The organism is Citrobacter sp. Cf088 (genome assembly GCF_030334295.1).
GTDB classification, from domain to species: domain Bacteria; phylum Pseudomonadota; class Gammaproteobacteria; order Enterobacterales; family Enterobacteriaceae; genus Citrobacter; species Citrobacter freundii.
In genome coordinates, this window is record NZ_JAOWEE010000057.1 from 145,398 (window position 1) to 165,684 (window position 20,287).

Here is a 20,287-nt window from a genome sequence, read left to right on the forward strand (position 1 = left end):
CAAAGCGGGAGAGGGCGCAAGCGAATTGCGGGTCAGAAAATAAAAAATGCAATGGTCATTGTGGATTGGTGAAAAAAGATTACAGAATAGACGTGTTTATTGATGAATCGACAGTTTTATGGCGGTTTTATTGAATGGATGGACTTCGTGGGGCGAATAAGGCGATGACGCCGTCATCCGGCAATAACGCTGCAAAATTGCCGAATAAGACGAACTCATGTCTTATCCGGCCTGCGAATCAAATCACATCAATTTCAGCAACAGACGGGTAAATCCAGCTTGGTCTGAACGGCATGTTGTCAATATCATCGAGCTTGGATACGCCAGACAGTACCAGGATAGTTTCCAGACCCGCCTGAAAACCTGCCAGAATATCGGTGCGCAGGTTGTCGCCAACAATGACGGTTTCTTCTGAGTGCGCCTGCATTTTGTTGAGCGCCGCGCGAATAATCCACGGGCTGGGTTTGCCGACATAAAATGGTTTACGACCTGAGATCTTCTCAATACCGGCACAGAGTGCTCCACAGGCGGGATAAAAGCCGCGACCGTGGGTATCCGGGTTAGTGGCGATAAAACGAGCGCCGTTGGCGACAAAATACGCCGCTTTATGCATCATGTCCCAGTTATAGGAACGCGTCTCGCCAACAATCACAAAATCGGGGTTCACGTCGGTAATGGTAAATCCAGCTTTATACAGTTCGTGAATTAACGCGCCTTCACCTACCACATAGGCCTTTTTTCCTTCCTGGCGACGAAGAAAATCAGCGGTAGCCATCGCGGAAGTATAAAAGACGCTATCAGGGACATTCACACCTGCGGTGGCGAAGCGGTTTGCCAGATCTTGCCCGGTCTGCGAAGGGTAGTTAGTCAGCAGGACTAACGGCAGACCTTTTTCCAGGATCCCAGTCAGAAATTCTGCCGCACCCGGTACGGCAACATTGTCGTGCATCAGCACGCCGTCGATATCACAAATTACATTCTTAATGGCCATGGACAATCCGACATTAAAAAAAGAAGGCATTACTATACACAAAATACACTACATCATTCGAGTCGCATCAAGGCGGCAAGTCTGCGAACCTCCGGAGCTTACTGAAGTAAGTGACCGGGGTGAGCAGATGCAGCTAACGCAGAGGCAGCTTGAAGGATGACGTGTATTAGCTTTCCAGCAAACGTTGCAGCAAAGTCCCGTTAAGCATTGCGCGTTTCACCAGCGCAAAGGCGCCAATGGCGGAGCGGTGATCCAGCGTGGACCGAACCACCGGTAAATTATGGCGAAACGCCTTCAACGCCTGCGTGTTGATACAGCTTTCTATTGCAGGCAGCAGTACTTTATCAGCCTCGGTAATTTCGCCCGCAATGACGATTTTCTGCGGATTAAACAGGTTGATGGCGATAGCGATGGTTTTACCCAGATGGCGGCCAACATGCTCGATGACTTCTGCTGCCAGATTATCGCCTTTATTCGCTGCCTTACAGATGGCTTTGATACTGCAATCATCCAGCGTGAGCCGGCTTGGATAGCCTTGCTTTAGCAAGTTTTGTACGCGGTGTTCGATAGAGGCGTTGGCCGCAATGGTTTCCAGACAGCCGAAATTACCGCAGTGACAGCGCTCACCCAGCGGCTCAACCTGAATATGACCAATCTCACCGACGTTGCCATTGCGACCGATGAAAATGCGGCCATTGGAAATAATTCCCGCGCCGGTTCCGCGGTGCACTCGCACCAAAATGGAGTCTTCGCAATCCTGGCTTGCCCCGAAATAGTGCTCAGCCAGCGCCAGGCTGCGAATATCGTGACCAACAAAGCAGGTAACTTTGAAGCGTTTTTCGAGCGCTTCGACCAGCCCCCAGTTTTCGACCTGAATGTGTGGCATATAGCGGATGACGCCGCTTTCAGGATCGACAAGGCCTGGCAGGATGACAGAAATTGCGATCAGCTCGCGGATTTTCCGCTGACAGCTCTCAATAAAGATGGCAATGGTGTTGAGCAGCGCATATTCCAGCGTTTCCTGGGTGCGCTCCGGGAGAGGGTAATGCTCTTCGGCGACCACTTTACTGCTCATATCATAGAGAGTGAGCGTCGTATCGTGGCGCCCCAGGCGTACGCCAATGGCGTGGAAATTGCGGGTTTCTGTGACGATAGAGATAGCGCGGCGGCCCCCGGTGGAGGCCTGCTGATCGACTTCTTTGATCAGCCCGCGTTCGATCAACTGACGCGTAATTTTGGTTACGCTGGCGGGGGCAAGCTGGCTTTGCTCGGCAATTTGAATTCGCGAGATTGGCCCATGCTGGTCAATCAGGCGATAAACCGCCGCGCTGTTAAGCTGTTTTACGAGATCAACATTACCTATTTGAGCTTGTCCGCCTGGTGTCATTCTTTCTCTTACTCAGTAACGACCTCGTTGCCATTAACGATGGTCTTGATAATTTTAAAGTCGTGCGTGAACGCAGTCAGGTTGGCTACTTTGCCTGGCGCGATACTGCCGAGTTGTTTGTCGACGCCAATGGCGCGAGCAGGGTAGAGCGTTGCCATGCGCAGGACTTCGTCGAGAGCGATATTCGCATGTTCGACCAGATTGCGTACACCTTCAATCATGGTTAATGATGAACCGCTCAACGTACCGTTCTCATCAACACACAGTCCATTGCGGTAGTATATTGTTTTACCAGCGAAAATGAACTGTTCAATGTTTGCACCTGCTGGCGCGGTCGCGTCGGTGACCAGGCACAGCTTGTCGCCTTTCAGGCGCTTAGCATTACGAATGTTAACGTAATCAACGTGCAGGCCATCGGCGATGATACCGCAGTAGATATCGGCTTCATCAAGAATTGCGCCCGCCAGACCTGGTTCACGACCGGTAATGTACGGCATCGCGTTGAACAAATGGGTCGCAAAGCTGATGCCTGCGCGGAAACCGATTTTGGCTTCTTTGACCGTTGCATTGGAGTGACCCGCAGAAACCACGATACCGGCATTAACCAGTTTGGTGATGACCTCTACCGGGACCATTTCTGGTGCCAGTGTGACTTTGGTGATCACATCCGCATTATCGCACAGGAAATCAACCAACGCAGCGTCCGGCTGACGGACAAATCCCGGATTATGGGTACCTTTTTTCACAAGGTTCAGCCACGGGCCTTCAAGATGAAGTCCTAATGCCTGATTCGGGTGTTTCGCCAGGTATTCACGCATCACGCGAACACCCTGTTTCATCAGGTCATCGCTGGTGGTGATAAGCGTTGGCAAATAGTTGGTGCAGCCAGATTTTTCATTGGCTTTCTGCATGATTTCCAGCGTTTCAACGGTCACGGCTTCTGCCGTATCGTTAAACTGTACACCGCCGCAGCCGTTTAGCTGTACATCAATAAAACCGGGGGAAACAATGGCCCCATTCAGTGAGCGCTGTTCAATTCCTGACGGTAACTCAGCCAGTGGGCAAACGCTGTCAATCAGGCCATTGGCGACAACAATCGCATGGTCATCAAGAATTTCGTGACCGGTAAAGATCCGGCCCTGGGTTAAAGCATACATTCCGACCCCCGATTTCAAAAAATGCCGCCCTGCAACTCATCGACAGGGCGGAGACATCAATTACAGACCTTTAATATTTTCCGCTTCTAACTCGTTGAAGTATTTCAGCGTCTTCACTTTCAGTTCCATGGTGGAAGGCTCATCGCAGACCACAACGGCTTTTGGATGCAACTGCAGGCAGCTGATGGTCCACATGTGGTTAACGTTGCCTTCAACGGCGGCTTGCAGCGCCTGTGCTTTCTGGTGGCCCAGAACCAGGATCATCACCTCTTCGGCATCCAGCAGGGTACCCACGCCAACGGTCAGCGCATATTTAGGCACCTGGCTTACGTCGCCGTCAAAGAAGCGTGAGTTAGCAACACGTGTGTCGTGAGTCAACGTTTTGATACGGGTACGGGAAGCCAAAGAGGAAGCCGGTTCGTTGAACGCGATGTGACCATCGTTGCCTACACCGCCCATAAACAGGTGGATTTTACCGTAAGAACGGATTTTTTCTTCATACTGACGGCATTCTGCATCAATATCCGGCGCGTTACCATTGAGGAGGTTGATGTTTTCTGCTGGAATATCAACGTGATCAAAGAAATTGCGGTGCATAAAGCTGTGGTAGCTTTCCGGATGTTCTTTCGGCAGGCCAACATATTCGTCCATATTGAAAGTAACAACATGCTTGAAGCTCACCTGGCCCGCTTTGTGCATTTCAACCAATGCTTTATAAGCTGTCAGCGGAGTACCGCCAGTCGGCAGGCCCAGAACGAACGGACGATCTGCCGTTGGTTTGAACGCGTTAATACGGTTAACGATATGGCGAGCAGCCCATTTGCCGACTTGTTCAGCGGTATTCAGGGGGATCAGTCTCATTCTTCACCTCAAAAGTAAATGTAAGCAATTGGCGGATTGAGTCTCTGTGCAGTATTAAGCGTAACCTGGTTTTGCATCGGTAAGGATCAATCCGTTTCGATTTTTTGAATGATAAAATAAGTTTTCACAGTTAGCCAGTGAAAGGGAGGGTTGATAACGATATTTGGTGACTGTAATCACAAAAAACACGCTTTTAATTTGCGATACGAATTAATTTTCCACACACTCTGAATGTAGATGAATGGTTAATATTGTTGTTCCAGAATCTATCGTTTGTCAGAAATGGTCGCACAATAAAAATATGGCTTCAAAGGAGCCTAATCGGGGTCTCGTAGGGGGAATAAAATGAATATATTAGGTTTTTTCCAGCGGCTGGGTAGGGCGTTACAGCTCCCCATCGCTGTGCTGCCAGTCGCGGCACTGCTGCTGCGATTCGGCCAACCAGATTTACTTAACGTACCCTTCATCGCGCAAGCGGGTGGGGCCATCTTTGATAACCTCGCGTTAATATTTGCGATCGGTGTTGCTTCCAGCTGGTCAAAAGACAGCGCAGGTGCAGCAGCGCTGGCAGGTGCGGTCGGTTATTTCATATTGACCAAAGCAATGGTTACCATTAACCCTGCAATCAATATGGGCGTGCTGGCTGGTATCATCACCGGTCTGGTCGGCGGTGCCGTGTATAATCGCTGGTCTGGTATCAAACTGCCTGACTTCCTGAGCTTCTTTGGCGGCAAACGCTTCGTGCCGATCGCCACTGGCTTCTTCTGTCTGGTGTTGGCTGCTATCTTCGGTTACGTATGGCCACCGGTACAGAACGCCATCCATGCGGGTGGTGAGTGGATCGTGGGCGCTGGCGCGCTGGGTTCCGGTATCTTTGGTTTCATCAACCGTCTGCTGATCCCAACCGGTCTGCATCAGGTGCTGAATACTATTGCCTGGTTCCAGATTGGCGAATTTACTAACGCTGCAGGTACCGTATTCCACGGTGACATCAACCGTTTCTACGCGGGTGACGGCACTGCGGGTATGTTCATGTCTGGCTTCTTCCCGATCATGATGTTTGGTCTGCCGGGTGCGGCGCTGGCGATGTACTTCGCGGCTCCGAAAGCACGTCGTCCGATGGTTGGCGGTATGCTGCTGTCCGTTGCGATCACCGCGTTCCTGACCGGTGTTACCGAGCCGCTGGAATTCCTGTTCATGTTCCTGGCTCCGCTGCTGTACCTCCTGCACGCACTGTTAACGGGTATCAGCCTGTTCGTTGCAACACTGCTGGGGATCCACGCGGGCTTCTCCTTCTCCGCAGGTGCTATCGACTACGTGTTGATGTACAACCTGCCGGCAGCAAGTAAGAACGTCTGGATGCTGGTGGTGATGGGTCTGGTGTTCTTCGTCATCTACTTTGTGTTGTTCAGCGCGGTTATTCGTATGTTTAACCTGAAAACGCCGGGCCGCGAAGATAAAGAAGACGATATCGTTACTGAAGAAGCCAACAGCAACACTGAAGAAGGTTTGGCTCAACTGGCAACCAGCTACATTGCAGCGGTTGGCGGCACTGATAACCTGAAAGCGATTGATGCCTGTATCACTCGTCTGCGTCTGACCGTTGCCGACTCCGGTCGCGTAAACGATGCGATGTGTAAACGTTTAGGAGCATCGGGTGTCGTTAAGCTGAATAAGCAAACAATTCAGGTCATCGTGGGTGCGAAAGCTGAATCCATCGGCGACGAAATGAAGAAAGTTGTCGCGCGTGGCCCGGTGGCAGCAGCGTCTGGTGAAAGTGCGCCAGCAGCAGCGGCTCCGGTAGCAAAACCGCAGGCGGTAGCGAATGCAGTCACCGTTGAAGCGCTGGTTTCTCCGATCACCGGTGACGTAGTTGCGCTGGAGCAGGTTCCTGATGAAGCCTTCGCCAGCAAAGCTGTAGGCGACGGCGTGGCGGTGAAACCAACGGATAAAATCGTGGTTGCTCCGGCTGCGGGCACCATCGTGAAAATCTTCAACACTAACCACGCGTTCTGCCTGGAAACTGTTAAAGGCGCGGAAATCGTGGTCCATATGGGCATCGACACCGTCGCGCTGGAAGGTAAAGGCTTTAAGCGTCTGGTTGAAGAAGGTGCGGAAGTTACTGCAGGCCAACCGATTCTGGAAATGGATCTGGAGTTCCTGAACGCTAACGCACGTTCTATGATAAGCCCGGTTGTGTGCAGCAACAGCGATGATTTCGGCGCTCTGGTCATTAAAGCCGAAGGTCACGTGGTTGCCGGTCAAACACCACTGTATGAGATTAAAGGTAAGTAACTGCTCCTGAGTAAAGTGAGTTAAGTGCCTTAAGCGGCGGGGGATAGTCCTCCGCCGCTTTTTTTTGCAGCAAATGCCCTCATATCTCCTGCTGAACAGCTTTTTTGTGCAACTAATAGTTGTCTCCTGACGTCGCTTATAAGATCATACTCCGTTATACGTTGTTTACGCTTTGAGGAATCCACGATGAGTGAGGCTGAAGCCCGCCCGAGTAACTTTATTCGTCAGATCATCGATGAAGATCTGGCCAGTGGTAAGCACACCACTATCCATACCCGTTTTCCGCCGGAGCCAAATGGCTATCTGCACATTGGCCACGCGAAATCCATTTGTCTGAACTTTGGCATTGCGCAAGATTACCAGGGCCAGTGCAACCTGCGTTTTGATGATACGAACCCGGTTAAAGAAGATATCGAGTACGTTGAGTCGATTAAAAACGACGTTGAATGGTTAGGTTTCCACTGGACTGGCGACATTCGCTACTCTTCGGATTACTTCGATCAGCTTCACGCCTATGCGGTAGAGCTTATTAATAAAGGGCTGGCGTACGTTGACGAACTGTCAGCGGACGAAATCCGCGAATACCGTGGCACGTTGACTCAGCCAGGTAAAAACAGCCCGTACCGCGATCGTAGCGTTGAAGAGAACCTGGCGCTGTTCGAAAAAATGCGTACCGGTGGCTTTGAAGAAGGTAAGGCCTGCCTGCGTGCGAAAATCGATATGGCTTCGCCGTTTATCGTGATGCGCGATCCGGTGCTGTACCGCATTAAGTTCGCCGAACACCATCAGACCGGCAACAAGTGGTGCATCTACCCGATGTACGACTTTACCCACTGCATCAGCGATGCGCTGGAAGGCATTACGCATTCACTGTGTACGCTGGAGTTCCAGGATAACCGTCGTCTGTACGACTGGGTGCTGGACAACATCACCATTCCGGTTCATCCGCGCCAGTACGAATTCTCGCGCCTGAATCTGGAATACACCGTGATGTCCAAGCGCAAGCTGAACGAGCTTGTGACCGACAAGCACGTTGAAGGCTGGGACGATCCGCGTATGCCGACGATCTCTGGTCTGCGTCGTCGCGGTTACACCGCTGCCGCGATCCGTGAGTTCTGCAAACGTATTGGTGTGACCAAACAGGACAACACCATTGAGATCGCTTCTCTGGAATCCTGCATCCGCGAAGATCTGAACGAAAATGCTCCGCGCGCGATGGCGGTTATCGATCCGGTGAAACTGGTTATCGAAAATTACCCGCAGGGCGAAAGCGAGCTGGTCACTATGCCTAACCATCCGAATAAACCGGAAATGGGTAGCCGTGAAGTACCGTTTAGCGGTGAAATTTGGATCGATCGCGCAGACTTCCGCGAAGAAGCGAACAAGCAGTACAAGCGTCTGGTGATGGGTAAAGAAGTACGTCTGCGTAATGCTTACGTGATCAAGGCCGAACGTGTTGAGAAAGATGCAGAAGGGAAGATCACCACCATTTTCTGCACCTACGATGCTGACACCCTGAGCAAAGATCCGGCCGATGGTCGTAAAGTTAAAGGCGTTATTCATTGGGTGAGCGCGTCCCATGCGCTACCGATTGAAATCCGTCTGTACGACCGTCTGTTTAGCGTGCCAAACCCAGGTGCGGCGGAAGACTTCCTGTCCGTTATTAACCCTGAATCGCTGGTCATTAAGCAGGGTTACGGTGAGCCGTCGCTGCAGGCTGCGGTTGCAGGTAAAGCGTTCCAGTTTGAGCGTGAAGGTTACTTCTGCCTGGACAGCCGTTATGCAACGGCTGACAAGCTGGTGTTTAACCGTACCGTTGGTCTGCGTGATACGTGGGCTAAAGCGGGCGAATAAGTCGCAACACATCCTCTCTAAACGCCGCTTCATGCGGCGTTTTTTTTCGCAATAAAACCGTTTGACAGGCTCCGTTTGCGCAGCGAATTAATTACATGTCTGTAATAATAAATCGGCTGAATGTTTTTACGTTTAAATAACTTACCTCAATGTGAAATGGGCTGAAACCGATTTCATCTCTATGGAAAACAAGCGATTTTTTCATTTTATCAACGCTTTTTTATCTCCCAATGAAAATGTAACAGAAAGCAATGAAATATGTGCGGTTGCTCATACTATTACATACTCGTTACAGAAAGAGATTGATAATTCGCGTCGCGAAAAATAGTCTATTCATTGTAGTCACTGAGGTTTTCTTGGCGCTACTTTTTTAATTTTTGTTTTTTCGCTGTCCGCTTATATCGGCAGCATTTTTATGTCAAAGAGGATTAACATATGCGTACGTTTAGTGGCAAACGTAGTACGCTGGCGCTGGCTATCGCCGGTATCACAGCAATGTCGGGTTTTGTTGTCGCTCCGCAGGCACACGCCGAAGGATTTATTGATGACTCAACCTTAACCGGCGGCATCTATTACTGGCAGCGTGAGCGTGACCGTAAAGATGTGACCGATCATGACAAATACAAAACCAACCTTTCTCACTCCACCTGGAACGCTAACCTCGACTTCCAGTCCGGTTATGCGGCCGATATGTTTGGTATTGATATCGCAGCATTTACCGCTATTGAAATGAACGAAAGTAGCGAAAGCGGCCATCCAAACGAAATCGCATTCTCTTCCAAAAATAAAGGCTATGACGAGGATTACTCCGGCGATAAGAGCGGGATTAGCCTTTATAAAGCAGCAGCTAAATTTAAATACGGCCCAACCTGGGCGCGTGCCGGTTACATTCAACCAACCGGGCAGACTCTGCTGGCACCGCACTGGAGCTTTATGCCAGGTACCTATCAGGGGGCTGAAGCCGGTGCCAACTTTGACTATGGTGATGCTGGCGCACTAAGCTTCTCCTATATGTGGGCTAACGAATATAAAGCACCGTGGCACACCGAAGTCGATAAATTCTATCAGGCTGATAAAAAGACCAGCGTTGATTACCTGCATTCAATCGGCGCGAAATATGACTTCAAAAATAACCTGTTGCTGGAAGCGGCATTTGGTCAGTCTGAAGGCTACGTCGATCAGTACTTCGCCAAAGCCAGCTACAAATTCGATTTAGGCGGTAACCCGTTTACTACCAGCTATCAATTCTACGGCGCACGTGACAAAGTTGACGATCGCACCGTGAACGATATTTATGACGGCACGGCCTGGCTGCAGGCGCTGACCTTCGGTTATAAAGTAGCGGAAGTGGTTGACCTGCGTCTGGAAGGCACATGGGTTAAAGCAGATGGGCAGCAAGGCTACTTCCTGCAGCGTATGACCCCGACCTACGCCTCATCAAACGGTCGCCTGGACGTGTGGTGGGATAACCGTTCTGACTTCAACGCCAACGGCGAAAAGGCAGTCTTCTTCGGCGCAATGTATGACCTGAAGAACTGGAACCTGCCGGGCTGGGCAGTGGGCGCGTCCTACGTTTACGCATGGGATGCCAAACCCGCTACCTGGCAGCTCAACCCGGATGCGTACTACGACAAAAACCGCACTATCGAAGAATCTTCTTACAGCCTGGATGCGGTTTACACCCTGCAGGATGGTCGTGCGAAGGGCACTATGTTTAAACTGCACTTCACCCAGTACGACAACCATTCAGATATTCCGAGCTGGGGTGGTGGTTACGGCAACATCTTCCAGGATGAGCGCGACGTGAAATTCATCGTTATTGCTCCGTTCACTATCTTCTAATGCCAATAGCGGCAGGCCGTGCGCCTGCCGCCTCGTTGAGGAACGTGCTATGAAAAAACTGATACTCATCGCCGTTATGGCATCAGGGCTGGTGGCTTGTACGCAATCCCCTGCACCGAAAGAAGACAGCCGTCTGAAAGAAGCCTACAGCGCGTGTATTAATACCGCTCAAGGATCGCCGGAAAAAATAGAAGCCTGCCAAAGCGTGTTGAATGTACTGAAGAAAGAAAAACAGCACCAGCAGTTTGCCAATGAAGAAAGCGTACGCGTGCTGGATTATCAACAGTGTATCCAGGCCACGCGCACGGGTAACGATCAGGCCGTTAATGCTGATTGTGATAAAGTCTGGCAGGAAATCCGCAGCAAGAATGCCGCGCAGTAATTCAAAAAATGAAAAAGACAACGGGCGGAGAATTTTCCGCCCGTTTGCATTTCAGAGCTTATTTTCCACTGGTTGATAACCCCGACTCAGCCGGACAAACAGCATTGCCGTGGCGGCGAGTCCGCAAAGTGCCGCGCACACAATAAAGAAGGGTATGCGCCAGCCCCATTCCGAGATCTGATCGTGTCCCAGGGTGGCGTTCAGACCGTAACCAATCAGCGCCGCCACCACAATGGCGACCTGTTGACTGGCCGACTGCCAACTGGTGTAGAAGCCTTTATTGCCAGGCGTGGCGATTTCCGAAAGATAAACCGAGACGCCGCCTAACTCTACGCCTGCAGAAAATCCCTGTAATAGTCGTCCAAGTAATACCAGCACGGGAGCCAGCAGGCCAATACTGTGATAGCCAGGTACCAGGGCTATCAGCAGGGTACCGCAGCCCATAATCGCCAGCGTCACCATCAGGCCTTTACGACGACCAATTCTGTCGATATAAGCACCCAGCACAATGGCGCCAACGGGTCGCATTAAGAAACCCGAACCAAAAACAGCGAAAGTTAACATTAGCCCGGCAAATTCACTCTCCGCGGGAAAGAAGGTCTTTGCAATATAGGTGGCGTAAAACCCGAACAGAAAAAAGTCGAACTGTTCGAGAAAATTACCGCTGGTTACCCGCAGTATTGCGCCGAAAGTTCCGGCGCGCGATGGTTGTTGTGTCATTGGGTTTGCTCCACTGTCTTATCATAATATTTATAGAGGTAAGAGTGTGCGGGTTAGTTGTCTGTGACCCCCACCTGTTTGCCGCGCCGTTTCTCAATCGCCCACTTGAGTAAGGCTGCGCAGCGGTAAAATCCATGGGCAAATTTTCCGTAAGGAATGGTCAGAAAGAGCGCCATGACCACGCCGAGGTGGATGGCGAGCAAAATAGCCATCCAGGACGAGTCTCTTCCTGCCAGCAGAGCTAAACCGGTCAGACTGGTCAGCAGCAGCAGTAAAATAAAACCGCGATCCATCGGTTTTTGCCGCGCGTCGCCATGTAGCGGTGAGCGCTTGAGATTGAGCCATAGCAAGCCAGCCGGGCCGACAACCAGGCCAATGCCGCCTAATGTGCCCAACATCACCGGCAAGCTGAAGAACGGATAGGGCGCTTCAATACCTGCGAAATAGTGATAGCCCGTCGCCACCACGGTGGCGGCAAAGCAGAGCAGAAAACCGTAGAAAGTGAAGTGATGAAAACGGCGCCGCATCAGAGTGAAGGCATCATCTGCTTCATTACAACCTTTACCGTGCCCACCATCGAGATACTTTAGCGTCAGCGCATCGTGTGAAGCTTCAGCAATTTCGACGGAACGTGGCATACCGGGAGAGATCTCACGCCAGAAGCGGATAACGCCCGCCATCAACAGACCTATCGCCAGAATAAATACCAAACCAAACATCCAGGCCAGCAGGTTATGCGGGAAAATTTGGTAGAAATCTCCGGCCAGCGGTGGATGGAGTAACGAGCCTTTTAACCCCATGGCGAGCAGTAAAAACAGAATCAGACCGAAAACCAGCGCCAGCGTCACGGTGACGCCTGCGCGACGATAAAGCGCGCCAAAGGCCGCGGGTTGCGCGTAGTTCTGATAGGTTTCAAGCCGGACTTCTGCCATCGCCTTCGGCACGTTGATGGCAAACTCATGAGGCGGGGCATACTGACAGGCGTGCAGGCAGGCACCGCAGTTATGGCACAAGTTTGCCAGATAATTGATATCCGCTTTACCGAATTCCAGGCGCTGCGTCATTGCCGGGAACACGGCGCAAAATCCTTCACAATAGCGACAGGCGTTGCAGACCTGCATCACGCGTTCAACTTCCGCTTCCGGTTCGGTGATAATTTGCGCGTCGATAATCAGTTTCTCAAGCTGCCTCATGACGAGTCTCCTTACGTGCGGCCAGCGCGGCTTCTTTTCCGGCAATACGGCCAAAAGTGGTACCGATTGACATGCCCACGCCTGCGGTGTAGCCCTTGCCCAGCACGTTGCCCGCCATCATCTCTCCGGCGACGAACAGGTTGCGGCTTGGCTGCCCGGCAAAGTGTACGGCAGCGCGTTCATTTACTTTTAACCCGAGATAGGTGAAGGTGATCCCTGGCCGCAGGGCATAGCCGTAGTAAGGCGGCTGGTCCAGTGGTCGCGCCCAGTGTGTCTTCGCGGGGGTTAACGCTTTTGTCGTGCAGTTATCCAGAATGGTATGGTTGAACTGGCCGGGCTGGCAGGCGTTGTTGTACTCCGTCACGGTGTGGGTAAAGTGTTCGCCATTCAGCCCCAACTGATGAGCCAGTTCCGCCAGCGTATTAGCCTGTGCGCCAGGAAAGACCGGAGGCATGAAGTGACCGATGGCTTTACTGTCGATAATGGAGTAGCCAATCTGCCCGGGCTGTTGGGCGACCAGTCGTCCCCAAATGGCGTAGCGTTTGGGCCAGAAATCTTCGCCTTCATCATAAAAACGCTCAGCGTCACGGTTGACGACTATGCCGAGAGAAACACAGTCCACGCGGGTACAAATCCCGCCGTCATATAACGGCGCTCTGGCGTCAATAGCTACGCAATGTGACTGGGAGGGTTCGCCGATGATGTCGGCTCCGGCATCGATCATAAATTTGAGCAGTACGCCCTGGTTAAAGCGCGTGCCGCGAATCAGAAAGTTATCTGCAGGCCATTCGCCGCGCTCGTTCTCTCCCCACGCTTCTCGTAGCCATTCGCGGTTTGACTCAAACCCGCCAGCGGCAAGCACGCAGGATTTAGCTGTGATGCGCTCTTCACCTGCCAGCGCCGCCACGAACTCGCCATTACGCAGTTCAAGCGCCTGAACGGGGGTGTTATAGCGGATCTGCACTCCCAGTTTTTCTGCGCTGCGATAATAGGCATTCACCAGGGCCTTGCCACCGCCCATAAAAAAGGCGTTGGTTCGCGCCACGTGTAAAGCGCCAGAGAGAGGAGGTTGAAAATTGACGCCGTGTCGGCGCATCCAGTCGCGACACTGTGAAGAGGTGCGGATCACCAGACGAGCCAGGGCTTCGTTGGTATTTCCTTCCGTGACGCGCTGCAGATCTTGCCAGAACTCCTCTTCCGGATAGCTTTCCACCAGCACATCCTGCGGTGCATCATGCATACAGCGCAGGTTACGCGTGTGTTGGGAATTTCCCCCACGCCATTCCCGGGGAGCCGCTTCGAGTAGTAAAACGGAAGCGCCTTGCTCCCGGGCGGTAAGGGCAGCGCATAAGGCAGCATTGCCACCGCCAATCACCAGAACATCAACCATCGTATACTCCATTACCATTTAACCAATTGTTAAATTTGTAATTAAAATGTATGCGAACGGCTTGTGCGGGCGCTATGACGTAGTGCTAAAGAGGGCTTTAGTTATTGTAAAGGATGGCGCCTGGCCAGCGTCCTGCTTCCACCAGTTGATGCATCACTTTCGTCAGCACTACGCGGGCTGCGAGGCCCGCCGGGGTGAGCTCATCGTCAGAGAGGCTCACCAGAAAGTTGGGGCGGCTAAGTATCGGATTATGGACGCCGATCACTCTTAGCGTCTCTTTATCGAGATGGGAAATCGCCGCTCCGGGTTGAAGAGTGGCGCCAATGCCACTGCGCACGGCGCGCATCAGCAGCGCCAGACCATCAATTTCTGTAGCAATCTCAATGTTCAGCGCGTGTTCCTGACAAATTGCTTCCAGCCTGCCGCGCAGACCGTGGCCTGGGCTTGGCATTATCAATGGAATACGTGCCAATTCGGCTGGAGAAATATTGTCATCGGTAATATCAGCCAGTAGGGCATGGGTCCCAATCAAAAACAGCCGTTCTTCGAGAATCGGTCTGGCACTCCAGCGCAGGATCTTTTCTTTTTGAAACACCACAGCCAGATCAATCTGTCGGGTATTAATCATCCGTTCCAAATTACCAGAGAGACTTTCCACCACATGCAGGCGAACATCGCTATAGCTTTCCCGCATGGCGTGAATAAAAGGCATACCGAGAACTGAAGCGGTACTGGGAGCCATGCCGACGCTGACGTGCCCGGAAAGCCGGGATTCACGCGCGGCGAGGATTGCATCGTCTGCGTGACGGAGCGCCAGCTGCGCCTGGGAGTAAAAAGCCAGTCCGGCGCTGGTGGGGGTCACGCCTCGCGAAGTGCGCTGCAGCAGGCGAATAGCGAGTTCGTTTTCCAGACGCGACATTTGCTGACTGAGTGCCGAAACCCCGATATTGAGATCGAGCGCCGCGCTACCCATGCTGCCGGTTTCTACAATGCGCACAAAATAGCGTAGCTGGCGAAGTTCCATTTCGACTCTCCGGAAGGGGGCAATTGATTTTTACATTAAAGCAACACAGGAGCGGAGGGAAGGGGAAAAGGGCAGGTAACGCCCATAAAAAAAGCCAACCGGATGGTTGGCTTTTCAGAAAGCATTACATTATTTGCCGTCGTGGGCGTGCTCATCTTCGCGGCAATCGCCTTCGGCACAGTGACCGTAAAGATAGAGGCTATGGTTAGTTAAGCGAATGCCATGTTTAGCCGCAATCTCACGTTGGCGGGCTTCGATGGAATCATCGCTGAACTCGACCACTTTGCCGCAGTCAAGGCAGATGAGGTGATCGTGATGATGCTGTTGAGTCAATTCGAAGACGGATTTACCACCTTCAAAATTATGGCGGGTCACGATACCGGCATCATCAAACTGGTTCAGCACGCGATACACGGTCGCCAGACCAATTTCTTCACCCATATCGATCAGGCGTTTGTATAAGTCTTCCGCACTGACGTGATGGTTATCCGGTTCCTGAAGAACTTCCAGAATTTTTAAACGAGGAAGCGTTACTTTCAGGCCAGCCTTCTTTAATGCGGTATTGTTGTCAGTCATGCGGAATCTGTCCTGTAGCTAAACGATTCACTTCATTAACAGAAGTGACAGAAATTGCACTTGAGATAATGCGATTCATTATAGAACTGCCATGGCTAAATGAAAACTGCAAGTCTCTGGCATATATTGTTAATCAAAACGTGGTATCGCCGACAAACACACTGTGCAACACCCGATTGGCATCCAGCCATTGTACAGGGTCAGACGAAAAAGTTACAAATTTGTAGCAATTATTTTGATTGGTTTTATCTATTGATGCGGCGCAGATGGAAATCTGCGCCACACGAAATCAGGCATTAATGATTTCGTCGAGGTGCAGCTCTTCAGAGATCTGTTTAACCCATTTCTCTACGCGTTCTGCGGTCAGTTCAGGTTGGCGATCTTCATCGATAGCCAGACCGACAAAGTGGTCGTCGTCAGCCAGACCTTTGGACGCTTCAAAGTGATAACCCGCCGTTGGCCAGTGACCAACGATGGTTGCGCCGCGCGGTTCGATGATGTCGCGAATGGTCCCTAACGCATCGCAGAAATATTCTGCGTAATCTTCCTGGTCGCCACAGCCGAACAATGCAACCAGTTTACCGTTAAAATCAATGTCTTCCAGGGTAGGGAAGAAGTCGTCCCAGTCGCACTGCGCTTCACCGTAGTACCAGGTTGGGATGCCGAGCAGCAGTATGTCATACCCTTCGAGGTCTTCTTTGCTGCTTTTTGCAATGTCATGAACATCGGCAACGTCTTTACCAAGCTGTTTTTGAATCATTTTTGCGATGTTTTCGGTATTACCGGTGTCGCTGCCGAAAAAGATGCCAGTGATTGCCATGAGTAAAATAACCTCTTGAAACTTATTGAAATGGTGGTGGCGCATTGCCCACGGATAAGGGCAATCATAGCAGAACAGTCAGGCATGCGGAAACAGCAAACACGCAGGACTGCACTCTGTGCTACACGATTTATGATTTAGAGCAGAAATTCAGACTATGCCTGACCGCGCAATGCGCTGAGTTGGTTCATCAGCATCTCTTCGATGAGTTCACTGCGACTCATGTTGCGTGCCTCAGCCAGCTCGTTCAGAGCGTCAACGGCATCAGCGTTCAGTTTCAGTTCGACACGCTTAAGCCCGCGAACTTTGTCACGCTTAAGCTGATTACGTTTATTAATACGTAACTGTTCATCACGCGAGAGCGGATTAGTTTTGGGTCGTCCCGGGCGACGCTCCTGCGCGAACAGATCTAATGTCGTACGGTCCGTTTGTTCTTTGGCCATGATCTTGGTGACTTCGGGGAAACAATCAGCCAGGCGTCTGCCCGGATGGATAGCGCGCCATAATACATCAGCAGGGGAGACACGCCAACGCCCGCGCGCGTAATCGCGCGCAGACGCTGAGTTTTTAATCAGTTAGCCTGCTCGCTCAGATAACGACGGATGGCGCGCAGCACCGCCTCCGGTTTTTCGGCATGCACCCAATGCCCGGCGCCAGCTATAACGTGCGCACGAGCTTGTGGGAATTGCGCCAGCAGTTGTTCGCGATACGCTTCGGTAACATACGGTGAGTTGCCGCCTGGGATAAACAGCGCCGGGTGCTCCCACGCAGGAATGGTTTCCCAACCGACGATATGCGGATATTGATCCCACAATACGGGAACGTTAAAGCGCCACTCGCCGTCAACAAAGGATTTCAGCAGAAACTGGATAACACCTTCCTCTTGCAGGTGCTGGCGCATGACGCTTGCCGCCTGCTGGCGTGAGGACGCTTGTGCATCGGTTACGGCATTGATTGCCGCAAAAATCTCATCGTGGCGGCGAACATGGTAGTTAACGGGAGCAATGTCGATGGCGACCAGCCGTTCGACGCGTTCCGGAGCCAGAGCAGTCAGCGCCATGACGGCTTTTCCGCCCATCGAGTGGCCAATAAAGATCGCTTTTTCGATCTGCCGATCGTCCAGCGTATCCAGCAGATCTTGCGCCATGGCCGGATAATTCATCTCAGGTGAACGAGGGGAGAGGCCATGGTTTCGCATATCGACCTGGATGATGTCGTGGTCGGCTACTAGATCGCGTGCCAGGATCCCCAGGTTATCCAGGCTGCCAAACAAGCCGTGAACCAGGACGATGGGAGAATTATTGTGCAGGTTTTGCGCAGATTGCGCTCGGATATTCAATTTCATGGCAAAGTTCTTTTTTTCACACTCGCGGGTTAGGGTATCATGTTGACCATTCTGCCACATGGCTGCAACAACTACGGTTACTCTGAGTTTTGCAGGCCACCAGGCTTGACGCTATCCGCTGTTGGGATTTGCCTTTACACTACGTGTGTTTACCCCGACAACTTGTATTCAGCTAAACACTGCACTGGATTAAGATGAAAACGATTGAAGTTGATGATGAACTCTATAGCTATATTGCCAGCCACACCAAGCATATTGGCGAGAGCGCATCCGACATTTTACGGCGTATGTTGAAATTTTCCGCCGCATCACAGCCTGTCACTCCGATAGTCAAAGAAGTCCGCGCTGTGCAACCTGTCGTGGAAGCCAAGCCGGTTAACCCCGTAAAAGATAAAGTGCGCGCGATGCGTGAGCTGCTGCTGTCCGACGAATACGCGGAACAGAAGAAAGCAGTAAATCGCTTTATGCTGGTGCTGTCTACACTCTATTCACTGGATCAAAACGCGTTCGCCGAAGCAACGGAATCGTTGCATGGTCGTACGCGTGTTTATTTTGCAGCTGATGAACAGACGCTGCTGAAAAATGGTAATCAAACCAAACCGAAGCACGTGCCAGGCACGCCGTACTGGGTGATCACCAATACCAATACCGGCCGTAAATGCAGCATGGTTGAACACATCATGCAGTCAATGCAATTCCCTGCGGAATTGATTGAAAAGGTTTGCGGAACAATTTAATCCTTGCATTAGAAGGACCAGGCAATGGCAATCCACAATCGTGCAGGTCAACCTGCGCAACAGAGTGATTTGATTAACGTCGCCCAACTGACGGCACAGTACTATGTACTGAAACCAACGGCAGGGAACGCTGAGCACGCTGTTAAGTTCGGTACGTCCGGACATCGCGGCAGTGCAGGTCGTCATAGTTTTAATGAGCCGCATATTCTGGCTATCGCCCAGGCGATTGCTGAAGAACGTGCGAAAAACGGGATTACTGGCCCGTGCTATGTGGGCAAGGATACCCACGCGCTGTCTGAACCGGCTTTTATCTCTGTACTGGAAGTGCTGGCGGCGAACGGTGTTGACGTCATCGTGCAGGAAAATAACGGCTTTACGCCAACCCCTGCTGTATCGAACGCTATCCTGGTCCACAACAAAAAAGGCGGCCCGCTGGCTGACGGCATTGTGATCACGCCGTCCCACAACCCGCCGGAAGATGGCGGCATTAAATACAACCCGCCAAACGGTGGTCCGGCAGACACCAATGTCACCAAAGTGGTGGAAGACAGAGCCAACGCGCTGCTGGCGGCCGGTCTGCAAGGCGTGAAGCGTATGTCGCTGGACGCTGCGCTGGCATCTGGTCATGTGAAAGAGCAGGATCTGGTTCAGCCGTTTGTTGAAGGACTGGCTGACATCGTAGACATGGCGGCGATCCAGAAAGCGGGTCTGACGCTGGGTGTCGATCCGCTGGGCGGTTCCGGTATCGAATACTGGAAGCGTATTGCTAAGCACTACAACCTGAACCTGACTATCGTTAACGATCACGTTGATCAGACTTTCCGCTTTATGCATCTCGACAAAGATGGCGCAATCCGCATGGACTGCTCCTCCGAGTGTGCGATGGCGGGGCTGCTGGCGCTGCGCGACAAGTTCGATCTGGCCTTTGCCAATGACCCAGACTACGACCGTCACGGTATCGTCACCCCGGCAGGGCTGATGAATCCGAACCACTATCTGGCGGTGGCGATCAACTACCTGTTCCAGCATCGTCCGCAGTGGGGCAAAGATGTTGCCGTCGGTAAGACGCTGGTGTCATCGGCGATGATTGACCGTGTAGTGAATGACTTAGGGCGTAAACTGGTTGAAGTGCCGGTGGGCTTTAAATGGTTTGTTGACGGTCTGTTTGACGGCAGTTTTGGCTTTGGTGGGGAAGAGAGCGCGGGGGCATCTTTCCTGCGTTTCGACGGTACACCGTGGTCAACCGACAAAGACGGCATCATCATGTGCCTGCTGGCGGCAGAAATTACCGCAGTGACCGGTAAGAACCCGCAGGAGCACTACAACGAACTGGCTGCTCGCTTTGGCGCACCGAGCTACAACCGCCTGCAGGCAAGCGCGACCTCCGCGCAGAAAGCGGCGCTGTCTAAGCTGTCTCCGGAAATGGTGAGCGCCAGTACGCTGGCGGGCGACCCGATCACCGCGCGTCTGACGGCTGCACCGGGCAACGGCGCTTCTATCGGCGGTCTGAAAGTGATGACTGACAACGGCTGGTTTGCTGCGCGTCCTTCTGGTACGGAAGACGCTTACAAGATCTACTGCGAAAGCTTCCTCGGTGAAGAACATCGCAAGCAGATCGAAAAAGAAGCGGTTGAGATCGTCAGCGAAGTGCTGAAGAACGCGTAAACCGTAGGCCGGATAAGACGCTAGCGTCGCTATTCGGCATGAATAATG

At 52.0% G+C, this 20,287-nt stretch carries 18 protein-coding genes and 1 pseudogene; 6 read left to right on the forward strand and 13 right to left on the reverse strand.

Annotation, left to right across the window (positions count from 1 at the left end; all coding sequences use genetic code 11):
- Positions 1-238: 238 nt before the first annotated feature.
- The 4 genes from nagD to nagB all read right to left on the reverse strand — a co-directional run bounded on the left by nagD (position 239) and on the right by nagB (position 4,396).
- A complete protein-coding gene (nagD, locus tag OGV71_RS21725) occupies positions 239-991 on the reverse strand; it encodes a ribonucleotide monophosphatase NagD (protein WP_003022792.1) in 753 nt (250 codons plus the stop codon).
- Positions 992-1,157: 166 nt separating this feature from the next.
- The gene (nagC, locus tag OGV71_RS21730; protein WP_003022796.1) at positions 1,158-2,378 is read right to left on the reverse strand and encodes a DNA-binding transcriptional regulator NagC; all 1,221 of its coding nucleotides are present in this window, start codon (positions 2,376-2,378) and stop codon (positions 1,158-1,160) included.
- A gap of 8 nt (positions 2,379-2,386) precedes the next feature.
- Positions 2,387-3,535, reverse strand: a complete 1,149-nt coding sequence (gene nagA / locus OGV71_RS21735) for an N-acetylglucosamine-6-phosphate deacetylase (protein WP_003022800.1) — start codon at positions 3,533-3,535, stop codon at positions 2,387-2,389.
- A 60-nt stretch (positions 3,536-3,595) separates the two neighbouring features.
- Positions 3,596-4,396: a glucosamine-6-phosphate deaminase gene (nagB, locus tag OGV71_RS21740; protein ID WP_003022803.1), complete on the reverse strand. Its 801-nt coding sequence runs from the start codon at positions 4,394-4,396 to the stop codon at positions 3,596-3,598.
- A gap of 345 nt (positions 4,397-4,741) precedes the next feature.
- Between nagB and nagE the strand changes: the two genes are divergently transcribed.
- From nagE to OGV71_RS21760, 4 genes are all read left to right on the forward strand, one after another.
- Positions 4,742-6,691: a PTS N-acetyl glucosamine transporter subunit IIABC gene (gene nagE / locus OGV71_RS21745; protein WP_003847374.1), complete on the forward strand. Its 1,950-nt coding sequence runs from the start codon at positions 4,742-4,744 to the stop codon at positions 6,689-6,691.
- A 186-nt stretch (positions 6,692-6,877) separates the two neighbouring features.
- Entirely contained in the window at positions 6,878-8,545 is a 1,668-nt protein-coding gene (glnS, locus tag OGV71_RS21750; RefSeq protein WP_071696184.1) for a glutamine--tRNA ligase, read from the forward strand.
- 435 nt (positions 8,546-8,980) lie between these two features.
- The gene (chiP, locus tag OGV71_RS21755) at positions 8,981-10,387 is read left to right on the forward strand and encodes a chitoporin ChiP (protein WP_003022813.1); all 1,407 of its coding nucleotides are present in this window, start codon (positions 8,981-8,983) and stop codon (positions 10,385-10,387) included.
- 49 nt (positions 10,388-10,436) lie between these two features.
- On the forward strand, positions 10,437-10,769 hold the full coding sequence (locus OGV71_RS21760; RefSeq protein WP_003022817.1) for a ChiQ/YbfN family lipoprotein: 333 nt from the start codon (positions 10,437-10,439) through the stop codon (positions 10,767-10,769).
- 54 nt (positions 10,770-10,823) lie between these two features.
- Here the strand turns inward: OGV71_RS21760 and OGV71_RS21765 are convergent.
- The 9 genes and pseudogenes from OGV71_RS21765 to ybfF form a co-directional block, all read right to left on the reverse strand.
- Positions 10,824-11,489 (reverse strand): annotated as a pseudogene (locus tag OGV71_RS21765) (MFS transporter); the annotation flags it as partial.
- A 53-nt stretch (positions 11,490-11,542) separates the two neighbouring features.
- Positions 11,543-12,682 (reverse strand): tricarballylate utilization 4Fe-4S protein TcuB, encoded by a 1,140-nt coding sequence (gene tcuB / locus OGV71_RS21770; RefSeq protein ID WP_204583884.1) that lies wholly within the window; start codon positions 12,680-12,682, stop codon positions 11,543-11,545.
- A complete protein-coding gene (gene tcuA / locus OGV71_RS21775; RefSeq protein WP_016149788.1) occupies positions 12,669-14,072 on the reverse strand; it encodes an FAD-dependent tricarballylate dehydrogenase TcuA in 1,404 nt (467 codons plus the stop codon). Before tcuA ends, tcuB begins: the two co-directional genes overlap by 14 nt.
- 97 nt (positions 14,073-14,169) lie before the next feature.
- Positions 14,170-15,096, reverse strand: coding sequence for a tricarballylate utilization LysR family transcriptional regulator TcuR (gene tcuR, locus OGV71_RS21780; protein WP_044701004.1), 927 nt, complete (start codon positions 15,094-15,096; stop codon positions 14,170-14,172).
- Between the two features lie 129 nt (positions 15,097-15,225).
- Positions 15,226-15,672 carry a ferric iron uptake transcriptional regulator gene (gene fur, locus OGV71_RS21785; RefSeq protein ID WP_003022836.1) on the reverse strand — a complete coding sequence of 149 codons (447 nt, stop codon included), beginning with the start codon at positions 15,670-15,672 and terminating at the stop codon, positions 15,226-15,228.
- A complete protein-coding gene (locus OGV71_RS21790) occupies positions 15,665-15,751 on the reverse strand; it encodes a ryhB-regulated fur leader peptide (protein WP_049259739.1) in 87 nt (28 codons plus the stop codon). Before OGV71_RS21790 ends, fur begins: the two co-directional genes overlap by 8 nt.
- A 210-nt stretch (positions 15,752-15,961) precedes the next feature.
- Positions 15,962-16,492, reverse strand: coding sequence for a flavodoxin FldA (gene fldA / locus OGV71_RS21795; RefSeq protein ID WP_003022839.1), 531 nt, complete (start codon positions 16,490-16,492; stop codon positions 15,962-15,964).
- 155 nt (positions 16,493-16,647) lie between these two features.
- Complete coding sequence (gene ybfE, locus OGV71_RS21800) at positions 16,648-16,935, reverse strand: LexA regulated protein (protein ID WP_003022842.1); 288 nt, start codon at positions 16,933-16,935, stop codon at positions 16,648-16,650.
- A 128-nt stretch (positions 16,936-17,063) separates the two neighbouring features.
- Positions 17,064-17,837, reverse strand: coding sequence for an esterase (gene ybfF / locus OGV71_RS21805; RefSeq protein ID WP_204583882.1), 774 nt, complete (start codon positions 17,835-17,837; stop codon positions 17,064-17,066).
- Positions 17,838-18,031: 194 nt separating this feature from the next.
- Between ybfF and seqA the strand changes: the two genes are divergently transcribed.
- Together seqA and pgm are read left to right on the forward strand one after the other, a co-directional pair.
- Positions 18,032-18,574, forward strand: a complete 543-nt coding sequence (gene seqA, locus OGV71_RS21810) for a replication initiation negative regulator SeqA (RefSeq protein ID WP_003022848.1) — start codon at positions 18,032-18,034, stop codon at positions 18,572-18,574.
- 24 nt (positions 18,575-18,598) lie between these two features.
- On the forward strand, positions 18,599-20,239 hold the full coding sequence (gene pgm / locus OGV71_RS21815; protein WP_003022854.1) for a phosphoglucomutase (alpha-D-glucose-1,6-bisphosphate-dependent): 1,641 nt from the start codon (positions 18,599-18,601) through the stop codon (positions 20,237-20,239).
- The last annotated feature ends 48 nt before the right edge of the window (positions 20,240-20,287 follow it).

Bases quoted from the DNA above. Each gene is read 5' to 3' on its own strand.
- nagD (WP_003022792.1), bottom strand. From the start codon at position 991: ATGGCCATTAAGAATGTAATTTGTGATATCGACGGCGTGCTGATGCAC.
- nagC (WP_003022796.1), bottom strand. From the start codon at position 2,378: ATGACACCAGGCGGACAAGCTCAAATAGGTAATGTTGATCTCGTAAAA.
- nagA (WP_003022800.1), bottom strand. From the start codon at position 3,535: ATGTATGCTTTAACCCAGGGCCGGATCTTTACCGGTCACGAAATTCTT.
- nagB (WP_003022803.1), bottom strand. From the start codon at position 4,396: ATGAGACTGATCCCCCTGAATACCGCTGAACAAGTCGGCAAATGGGCT.
- nagE (WP_003847374.1), top strand. From the start codon at position 4,742: ATGAATATATTAGGTTTTTTCCAGCGGCTGGGTAGGGCGTTACAGCTC.
- glnS (WP_071696184.1), top strand. From the start codon at position 6,878: ATGAGTGAGGCTGAAGCCCGCCCGAGTAACTTTATTCGTCAGATCATC.
- chiP (WP_003022813.1), top strand. From the start codon at position 8,981: ATGCGTACGTTTAGTGGCAAACGTAGTACGCTGGCGCTGGCTATCGCC.
- OGV71_RS21760 (WP_003022817.1), top strand. From the start codon at position 10,437: ATGAAAAAACTGATACTCATCGCCGTTATGGCATCAGGGCTGGTGGCT.
- tcuB (WP_204583884.1), bottom strand. From the start codon at position 12,682: ATGAGGCAGCTTGAGAAACTGATTATCGACGCGCAAATTATCACCGAA.
- tcuA (WP_016149788.1), bottom strand. From the start codon at position 14,072: ATGGTTGATGTTCTGGTGATTGGCGGTGGCAATGCTGCCTTATGCGCT.
- tcuR (WP_044701004.1), bottom strand. From the start codon at position 15,096: ATGGAACTTCGCCAGCTACGCTATTTTGTGCGCATTGTAGAAACCGGC.
- fur (WP_003022836.1), bottom strand. From the start codon at position 15,672: ATGACTGACAACAATACCGCATTAAAGAAGGCTGGCCTGAAAGTAACG.
- OGV71_RS21790 (WP_049259739.1), bottom strand. From the start codon at position 15,751: ATGAATCGCATTATCTCAAGTGCAATTTCTGTCACTTCTGTTAATGAA.
- fldA (WP_003022839.1), bottom strand. From the start codon at position 16,492: ATGGCAATCACTGGCATCTTTTTCGGCAGCGACACCGGTAATACCGAA.
- ybfE (WP_003022842.1), bottom strand. From the start codon at position 16,935: ATGGCCAAAGAACAAACGGACCGTACGACATTAGATCTGTTCGCGCAG.
- ybfF (WP_204583882.1), bottom strand. From the start codon at position 17,837: ATGAAATTGAATATCCGAGCGCAATCTGCGCAAAACCTGCACAATAAT.
- seqA (WP_003022848.1), top strand. From the start codon at position 18,032: ATGAAAACGATTGAAGTTGATGATGAACTCTATAGCTATATTGCCAGC.
- pgm (WP_003022854.1), top strand. From the start codon at position 18,599: ATGGCAATCCACAATCGTGCAGGTCAACCTGCGCAACAGAGTGATTTG.